This is a genomic window from Cognatishimia sp. F0-27 (assembly GCF_020667845.1).
GTDB lineage: Bacteria > Pseudomonadota > Alphaproteobacteria > Rhodobacterales > Rhodobacteraceae > JAFMPQ01.
Map to the genome: position 1 here is coordinate 69,535 of NZ_JAFMPQ010000024.1, position 8,505 is coordinate 78,039.

The following is an 8,505-nucleotide window of genomic DNA, read 5'->3' on the forward strand; positions in this document are numbered from 1 at the left end:
TGGCTGTGGACACTTCCCTTTCTTGCTGCGCTCGCATAGAGTTTCGCTGCAATGCTGCATTCCGAGGGGAGGAGCCTCCATGGCCGAGTCCGAAAAGCCGCTGCTGATCAAGCGCTATGCCAGTCGTCGCCTCTATAACACGGAAACCTCGGACTATGTGACCCTTGAGGATATCGCCGGGTTCATCCGCGACGGGCGCGAGGTTCAGATCGTCGACCTGAAATCCGGCGACGACCTGACACGGCAATACCTTCTGCAGATCGTGGCAGAGCATGAGAGCAAGGGTGAGAGCGTTCTTCCGATCTCCGTTCTGACCGATCTGGTGCGCAGCTACACCACCCAGGCCGGGACCATGGTGCCGCAGTTCCTTGCCGCCAGTTTCGAGGCCTTCCGCGAGAACCAGTCGAAATGGATCACCAATGTGAACGCCATGAACCCGATCGCGAAGATGCCGGGCTTCGAGGCAATGCAGGCGCAGCAGGAGGCCTTCCTCAAGGCCATGACGGGCAACATGGGCGCAGGCTGGACCGGCGGCGCGGGCGGTGCATCCGAGCCGGAGCAGGAGCCCTCCGAGGATCTTGACGCGATCAAGAAGCAGCTCGCCGAGCTGCAATCCAAGCTCTCCAGGCTCGACAAGTAGGCGCAGCCGCGCAACGCCCGTCACCGTCACCGTCACCGTCACCGTCACCGTCACCGTCACCGTCACCGTCACCGATGGACAGGGTGCCGTGCCGTCAAGGCCGGCCGCGAGCCACGACGGGGTGGCCCGCGCCTGTGCGGATCAGGCCGGCACCGGCGCGCGCGCCACGTCCAACGCCGCGTCCAACGCCTCGAGGAGCACCGCCGTCACCGCGTCGCATTCCGCCGCCGTCAGCCGGGCGGGCAGGCGGATGTCGCAGGTCTGCATGAGCATGGCCCGCGTGCGCGGAAGCTCCACCGCTTCCGGCAGGAACCCCCAGTTCCAAAAGGCGCGCGCATTGTCCCGGCTTCGCCCGAACACCTGCACCGACAGACCCTTGGCGCCGCACCCGTCGACAAATGCCTCGATCTGCTCTGCCGCCATCCCAGGGAGCGAAAACTGCAGCGAATCCGGCGCCCGTTCCTCTCCGTCCAGCGGCCGCGGCACATGCACGGCCGGGTGGCGCCGCAGCGCTTCGGCCACCCGATCATGGTTGGCGCGCCCGTCGCGCACGCGGCGCGCAATCTCGGGAATCTGCGCGCGAATGACCGCCGCCGACAAGTTTGACAGGCGCAGGTTGTAAAGCGGCAGCCGGTTCTGCCAGCGCTCGAAACTGGCCTTGAGCGCCGGTTCCTGCGCGCGGTCATGCTTCTTCCAGCTGTGCTCATAGGCACCTGACAGGATCACGGCCCGCGCGATCACCTCCGGGTCGTCGCTGATCAGCACGCCGCCCTCACCGGCATTGATCAGCTTGTAGGACTGGAAACTGAAACAGCCGACCCGTCCCAGCGTGCCGATCTTGCGCCCACGCCAGACCGTGCCAAGCGAATGCGCGGCGTCCTCGATCACCGGCACCCGTGCCGCATCGCAAAGCCGCAGGATCGCGTCCATATCCGAGGTATGACCGCGCATATGGCTGACGATCACCGCCGCACAGCCCGGCAGCCGTTCTTCGAAATCGGCCATGTCGATGCGGTAATCCGCGCCGACCTCGCAGAGCACCGGCACACATCCCGCATGGATCACCGCGGACGGGACCGCGGCAAAGGTAAAACCGGGGATCAGAACCCGCGCGCCCGGGGCCAGCCCAAGCGCCGCCAGCGACAGGAAAAGCGCCGCCGAACAGCTTGACACCGCCAACGCGTAGCGCGCGCCCATGGCGGCGGCAAACTCCTGTTCAAGCAGCTTTACGGGAGCGTTGTCAGGCGCGGTATAGCGGAAAAGGTCGCCCGATTGCAGCAGCCGCTCGATATCGGCGCGCACGCTGTCTGGGATCGGTTCGGCCTGGTGCATGTCTGGGAGCATATTTCGATTTCCTGAATGGACTATTCGGAAATACTAAATCAGCTGCCCCCGGCAATTTCAAGACAGCCGCCGGGCCGCCGCCGTCCCGTGGCCATCCCTGCGCGGCCCTCCGGCCACAGAACGCGCGGCGTCAACGATGCGGATGACCTCGGCCCGGCAAAGCCCCGTGGGCGGCGTCGCATGGGCTGCGGTGACAGGTGTTTGCGGGGGACGGTGCGGCGACTGGCGGGCGGGGAGGGGGGCGCTGATCGCGGCCCCGGCGTGCCGATCATGGCCCCCATGGACGGTCGCGGCCCCGACGCCCTGCTCATGTCCCCGACGCCCCACCCTCAACCCCGGAACCCGGTCTAGCCGACCGCGGTCCCCGGGCCTTCGCACAATGGCGCAGCGGGCCATTGCCGACCCGGGCCCGGTCAGATCCCGAGCCGATCGCGCAGGGCGTACCAACTCATACCCAGCACGAGCACCGGATTGCGCAACAGCGCACCACCGGGGAAAGGCCGTGTCGGCAACGCGCTGAACGTGTCGAACCCCGCGGACTGCCCGCGGATCGCTTCGGCCATCAACCGTCCCGCCTGCACCGCATTGCCGACCCCGTGCCCCGAATAGCCCGAGGCGCTGAGCACATTTGGCCCGATCCGCGCCAGATAAGGCATGCGCGCCATGGTGATCGCCAGCGTGCCACCCCAGGCGTAGTCCAGCCGCACATCCTTGAGCGCCGGGAAAATCTCCAGCATCGGCTTGGACACCAGCCCGCGGATGTCTTTCGGGAAGCGATAGCCATAGCTCTCCCCGCCACCAAACAGCAGCCGCCCGTCATGGCTCAGACGGAAATAATTCACCACGAACCGGTCGTCAGAAACCGCCACATCGCGGGTCAGAACCTCTGCTGCGCGCGCCCCGAGCGGTTCGGTCGCCACGATGAAATTGTTGATCGGCATGACCCGCGCCGCCACCCGCCGCTCCAGCGTGCCGAGATAGCCATTGGCCGCAAGGATCAGGTGATCCGCCTCCACATGGCCGCTCTCGGTGGCCACCCGCACTTTCGTGCCATGGTCGATCCGATGCACGGCCGAGCGTTCGAAGATCTGCGCACCCGCCGCAGCTGCCGCACGCGCCAGCCCCTGTGCGAGCCGCAACGGATGCAGATGCGCCGCCGTCATGTCGAGCACGCCGCCGCGATAGGCCGGCGAGGGGCACAAAGCGGCAAATTCCGCGCCGTCGAGCGCCTGCATCGGGTGGTCATAAACCGTGCCCATGTGGTCCGCATAGCGGTGCAGATCCTCGACCCCGGCAGGCGTCTCCGCGGCCCAGGCGATCCCGTCCCGCAAATGACAGGCGATCCCGTGCCGCGCCACCAGGTCGCGCACCAGCGTCTTGGCCTCTTCGCCGAGCGACCAGAGCCGGCGGGCCATCTCGCGGCCATGCCTGGCCTCAAGCGTGATCTGGTCCTGCCTTTGCCCGGAGCCGAGCTGCCCGCCATTGCGCCCCGACGCGCCGAAACCCACGCAATGCGCCTCAACCAGAATGACCGAAAGCCCGGCCTCCGCCAGATGCAGCGCGGCCGACAGGCCGGTATATCCGCCCCCCACCACGCAGACATCCGCCCGATGCGCACCCTTGAGCACAGGATGCGCCGTCGCGGGCTCCGCGGTCGCGGCATACCAGCTCTCGGGTAAGGACCCGCGCCTGTCATTGGAAAAGAGAAGGTTCACCGGCCGTCCTCCTGCGTCATGCACCCGTCATCCCAAACCCGGCGGCATCGCCGCCCCGCAGCGGCTGCCCCTGCCGCCCTGCCAAACACCATTGCGGCGGCGCATCGGCCCGCTTGCGCGTGGATGGGCCCGCAGTGCCGCATGGCCGGGCCGATCCCACGTCGCTTCGCGCGCCGCGGCCGATCCGCATAAACCCTGTCCCGGGGCGCCGTTCCGATCCCTCTGACGCGCCTGTGTCATGCCGCCCATCCCGTGTTGCCCGACGCCCCATGCGGCCCAAGCCATGCCGTCCACGCCATGCCGCGCGGCCTGCACCGCGCGTCCCGGGTCGCCGGTGCCGCCCCGGCCCGATGCCGCAAGTGACCCGATGCCGCAACTTGCCCAATCCCGCGCGACCGGATCTGACGCCCGTTCCAACCCCGCTGTCACCAGATCCCGCCGATCGCCCGATGCCGCGGTCCCGGACCCGGCATCCCATCCGGTCCCATCTGTCGCCCGGTCCGGCCAGCCACACGTCCCCACGGTCCCGGACCCGACATTCCATCCGGCCCCGTCTGTCGCCCGGTCCGGCAAGCCACACGCGCCCACGGTTCCGGATCTGACGCCGCGCCCCATCGCTTGTCACTGCGTGACAAGCGCCGCGCGCCCGATGCGGCCCGCCGCGGGCCCGGTCCGATCCATGGCGCGGCACAAAAACGCGCAGCCGGCGCGCCCGCCTCAGACCGCCAAACCGTCCCTGTTTCTCCCGGCTCCCGCGCCCCGCCATACCGTCCCCGTTCATCCCGATACCCGGGTGTTGCCAGCCGGATCCCGCCGGCCCGGTCCCGCGCCCCGGTCGCGCTTTCTTTGGGCCGGAAATATCCCCGGGGGAGCGCGAGGGGGCAGGCAGCCCCCTCGCCACAGACACAGGCTCAGACGTTCAACAACAGGTGCTCCCGCTCCCACGGGCTGATGACCTGAAGGAACTCGTCATATTCGGCCCGTTTCACGATGCTGTAGACGCGGGCAAATTCGGGCCCGAGCACATCGTGCAAGGCCTTGGCCTGCTCGAACAGTCCAAGCGCCGAGCCCAGCACCCGGGGAATGTCCCCATCGCCCTCGTAGGCGTCGCCGCGAAACTCCGCCGAAGGCTCCACCGCGGCCACAAGCCCGAGATAGCCGCAGGCGAGCGATGCGGCGATCCCCAGATAGGGGTTGCAATCCATCCCCGCCAGCCGGTTCTCCACACGCCGCCCCTTGGGCGAGGACAGCGGCACCCGGATCCCCGTGGTGCGGTTGTCGCGCGCCCATTCGAGGTTGATCGGCGCGGCGTGATCCTTGACGTAGCGGCGATAGGAATTGACATAGGGCGCCAGCACCGCGATCGCCTCGGGCAGATGTTTCTGCATCCCGCCGATGAAATGCCGGAACGCATCGGTCTCGCTGCCATCGGGCGCGGAAAAGATGTTTTCCCCCGTCGCCGTATCGAGGATCGAGTGGTGGATATGCATCGCGCTGCCCGGCTCGTCGGCAATCGGCTTGGCCATGAAGGTCGCGAAACAATCATGCCGCAGCGCCGCCTCCCGGATCAGCCGCTTGAAATAGAACACCTCGTCCGCCAGCTTGACCGGGTCGCCATGCAAAAGGTTGATCTCCAGCTGCCCCGCGCCGCCTTCCTGGGTGATCCCGTCGATCTCGAACCCCTGCGCCTCGGCAAAATCGTAGATGTCGTCGATCACCGGCCCAAACTCGTCCACCGCCGTCATCGAATAGGCCTGCCGCGCTGCCGCCGGACGCCCGGACCGGCCCACCATCGGCTCGATATCCTTGGCCGGATCGAGGTTGCGCGCGATCAGGAAGAACTCCATCTCCGGTGCCACCACCGGCGTCCAGCCGCGCGCCTCGTAAAGCCCTACGACCCGCTTGAGCACGTTGCGCGGCGCAAACGGCACCGGCTCCCCATGCCGGTCAAACGCGTCATGGATCACCTGCAGCGTCCAGTCACCGGTCCACGGCGCGGCGGTTGTCGTCGACAGGTCCGGCTTGAGCACCATGTCCTTCTCGATGAACCCGTCCTCATCGGCCGCCTCGCCCCAATCGCCGGTGATCGTCTGAAAGAAGATCGAATCGGGCAGGTGGAAATACCCTTGGCGGGCAAATTTCGACGCCGGCACCGCCTTGCCGCGCGCAATGCCCGGCAGGTCGGCAACGATACACTCCACCTCGTCGAGCCTGCGCCCCTCAAGATAGAGCCGCGCCGGTTCGGGGAGGCTTTCGATCCAGCTCATGCCAACCGCCTTTCCTTGAAAAATGTTTCGAACAGCGCCGCCAGTCTCGCACTGTCGGTCGGGCTGTCCAGCCGGGCACGCGCCTCGGCAATCATCGCCTCGGGCACCACCCCCGGTGCGCGCCGCTCCAGAAGCCCCTCGAGATAGGTCCGGTCGATCTCCGGGTGCGGCTGGATGGTGAAGATCCGGTCGTCATAGACAAGCGCCGCATTCTCGCAAAACGCCGTGCTCGACACCACCTCCGCCCCCTCGGGCCGCGTCACGACCTGATCCTGGTGCCATGCATTGAGCGCCAGCCTTTCCCCCAGAAGCGGGTAGTCGACCGCGCCAACGGACCAGCCGCCCGCAAATTTCTCGACCCGCCCGCCAAGCGCCTGCGCGATGATCTGGTGACCGAAACACACCCCGATCATCGGGCGCCCCGCGGCATAGATCTCCCGGATCAGCGTCTCCAGCGGCGCGATCCAGTCATGCGCCTCATAGGCGCCGAAGCGCGATCCGGTGATCAGCCAGCCGTCGCACGCCTCCGCGCTGTCCGGAAACTGCCCGTCACAGACCGCCCAATGCACGAAGTCAAACCCGCGCCCCTCCAGAAACCGCGCAAAGATCTCCGGGTAGTCGCCATTCACCGCGACCAGCTCCTCGGCCACATGGCCCGTCTGCAAAATGCCGATCTTCATCATCTGTCGCTTTATCTGTCGCTTTCCTGAAAACGGCCCCGGATGCCCTTGGCCGCGATCCCGGCGCGCGCCTTGCGGCTGTGCAGCCCCCGCGCATCGGAGATCACGGCCACCCGCCGCGCCGCTCACACCGTGTCGAGATAGATCTCCACCTGCTCGGCAGGGTCAAGCTCGGCCATATCGCGAATCTCCTGCCGCTTGGTGAGAACATAGTTCCGGATCAACTCCGCCGAAAAGAGTCGTGGCATGATCGGGCTCGCCTCGAACCGGTCCACCGCCGTGCTCCAGTCGGAGGGAATGCGCGGCAGCGCCTGGTCATAGGCATTGCCGGTGATCGGCGGCGGCGGCGCGGTCTGGTCCTCGATCCCGTTCAGGGCCGCTCCGAGGATCGCGGCGAGCGCGAGATAGGGGTTCACATCGCCGCCTGCAACCCGGTGCTCGACCCGGCGCGCGGCCGGCGCGCCCGAGGGCACGCGGATCGCCGCGGTGCGGTTCTCATAGGCCCAGCTCAGGTGACAGGGCGCATGCGCACCCGGCACGATCCGGTCATAGCTGTTGAGATGCGGCGCAAAGATCAGCGTGCTGTCCTGCATCGCGGCGAGACACCCGCCAATCGCATGGCGCAACGCGTCGGTCCCGTCATGACCGCCATTGTCAAAGATGTTGCGTCCCGCCGTGTCCAGCACCGAGAAATGCGCATGCATGCCCGAGCCCGCGTTGTCGTCATAGGGCTTGGCCATGAAGCTCGCGGCAAAGCCATGCCGACGGGCCAGCCCCTTAACCAGCATCTTGAACAGCCACGCATCATCGGCCGCCTTGAGCGCATCGGCCTCATGCACGAGGTTGATCTCGAACTGGCCGATCCCGCTTTCGCTGATCGCCGTGTCCGCGGGAATGCCCATCGCCTCGCAGGCGTCGTAAAGCTCGGTAAAAAACACGTCGAACGCGTCCAGCGCGCGGATCGACAGGATCTCGCCCGCGTTGCGCCGCTTGCCCGATCGCGGCGAGGGTGGCACCTGAAGCTGGCGCTTGCTGTCGTCGATCAGGAAAAACTCCAGCTCCACCGCCACAACCGGTGTCAGCCCATGGCTCTTGAACCGCTCCACCGTGCGACGCAGCGCGTGGCGCGGGTCGCCGTCATAGGGCCGGCCATCCTCGTGAAACATCCAGATCGGGATCAGCGCGGAGGGCGCTTCCAGCCACGGCATCGGCACAAAGCCGCGCTCGGTCGGAAACAGCGTGCCGTCGCGGTCGCCGGTCTCGAACACAAGCGGGCTGTCCTCGATATCCTCGCCCCAGATATCGAGGCTCAGAACCGACATGGGAAACCGCGTGCCATCGGTCAGCAGCTTTTGCGCGGTGGGGATCGGCATCCGCTTGCCGCGCGCGACCCCGTTGAGGTCGCAGGCGGCCGCACGCACGGTGCGCACGTCGGGGTTCTGCTGAAGCCAGTCAGAAAAGGGAGCAGGCATGTCTGGATCCGGTATTCGGGAAATTTGATCAAATTCTTGCGCTGCCCCGTCGGCGGTGTCAAGCCACGGCCCCACGCGTGACCTCGATCGCAGGGGCGCGCCAGGCGCCTTGGCGCCCGTGTCAGGCACAACGCGTCCGTCCGGGGGCGATGCCGCCCGCGCGGATCCGGTTTGCCGCGCGGCTTCGATCAAAAGCAGCTTCGTGCATGGCCGTGGACCTGCCCAACGGTCGGCGGGCGCGGGACAGAGTGCCCGAGACCGATCTTGACCCCGCGCCCCGATTCGGGTGTTTCACCGCACCGCACCGCACCGCACCGCACCGCACCGCACCGCACCGCACCGCACCGCACCGCACCGCACCGCACCGCACCGCACCGCACCGCACCG

At 67.3% G+C, this 8,505-nt stretch carries 6 protein-coding genes; 1 reads left to right on the top strand and 5 read right to left on the bottom strand.

The genetic code is table 11. The annotated features are described in order from the left end of the window. Positions 1-79: 79 nt before the first annotated feature. Complete coding sequence (gene phaR / locus J1C49_RS13835) at positions 80-640, top strand: polyhydroxyalkanoate synthesis repressor PhaR (RefSeq protein ID WP_227446418.1); 561 nt, start codon at positions 80-82, stop codon at positions 638-640. A 141-nt stretch (positions 641-781) separates the two neighbouring features. On the opposite strand, the gene J1C49_RS13840 is transcribed toward phaR, so the two are convergent. The 5 genes from J1C49_RS13840 to J1C49_RS13860 all read right to left on the bottom strand — a co-directional run bounded on the left by J1C49_RS13840 (position 782) and on the right by J1C49_RS13860 (position 8,118). Beyond that, entirely contained in the window at positions 782-1,984 is a 1,203-nt protein-coding gene (locus tag J1C49_RS13840) for a DegT/DnrJ/EryC1/StrS aminotransferase family protein (RefSeq protein WP_227446419.1), read from the bottom strand. 413 nt (positions 1,985-2,397) lie between these two features. Beyond that, a complete protein-coding gene (locus J1C49_RS13845) occupies positions 2,398-3,699 on the bottom strand; it encodes an FAD-binding oxidoreductase (RefSeq protein ID WP_227446420.1) in 1,302 nt (433 codons plus the stop codon). A 911-nt stretch (positions 3,700-4,610) separates the two neighbouring features. Then, complete coding sequence (locus tag J1C49_RS13850) at positions 4,611-5,966, bottom strand: glutamine synthetase family protein (protein ID WP_227446421.1); 1,356 nt, start codon at positions 5,964-5,966, stop codon at positions 4,611-4,613. Then, positions 5,963-6,646: a type 1 glutamine amidotransferase gene (locus J1C49_RS13855; protein ID WP_227446422.1), complete on the bottom strand. Its 684-nt coding sequence runs from the start codon at positions 6,644-6,646 to the stop codon at positions 5,963-5,965. Before J1C49_RS13855 ends, J1C49_RS13850 begins: the two co-directional genes overlap by 4 nt. A gap of 125 nt (positions 6,647-6,771) precedes the next feature. After that, positions 6,772-8,118 (bottom strand): glutamine synthetase family protein, encoded by a 1,347-nt coding sequence (locus tag J1C49_RS13860; RefSeq protein WP_227446423.1) that lies wholly within the window; start codon positions 8,116-8,118, stop codon positions 6,772-6,774. Between the last annotated feature and the right edge of the window lie 387 nt (positions 8,119-8,505).

What these genes read in the sequence shown, in the direction of transcription:
- phaR (WP_227446418.1), top strand. Translation starts at nt 80, where the DNA reads ATGGCCGAGTCCGAAAAGCCGCTGCTGATCAAGCGCTATGCCAGTCGT.
- J1C49_RS13840 (WP_227446419.1), bottom strand. Translation starts at nt 1,984, where the DNA reads ATGCTCCCAGACATGCACCAGGCCGAACCGATCCCAGACAGCGTGCGC.
- J1C49_RS13850 (WP_227446421.1), bottom strand. Translation starts at nt 5,966, where the DNA reads ATGAGCTGGATCGAAAGCCTCCCCGAACCGGCGCGGCTCTATCTTGAG.
- J1C49_RS13855 (WP_227446422.1), bottom strand. Translation starts at nt 6,646, where the DNA reads ATGAAGATCGGCATTTTGCAGACGGGCCATGTGGCCGAGGAGCTGGTC.
- J1C49_RS13860 (WP_227446423.1), bottom strand. Translation starts at nt 8,118, where the DNA reads ATGCCTGCTCCCTTTTCTGACTGGCTTCAGCAGAACCCCGACGTGCGC.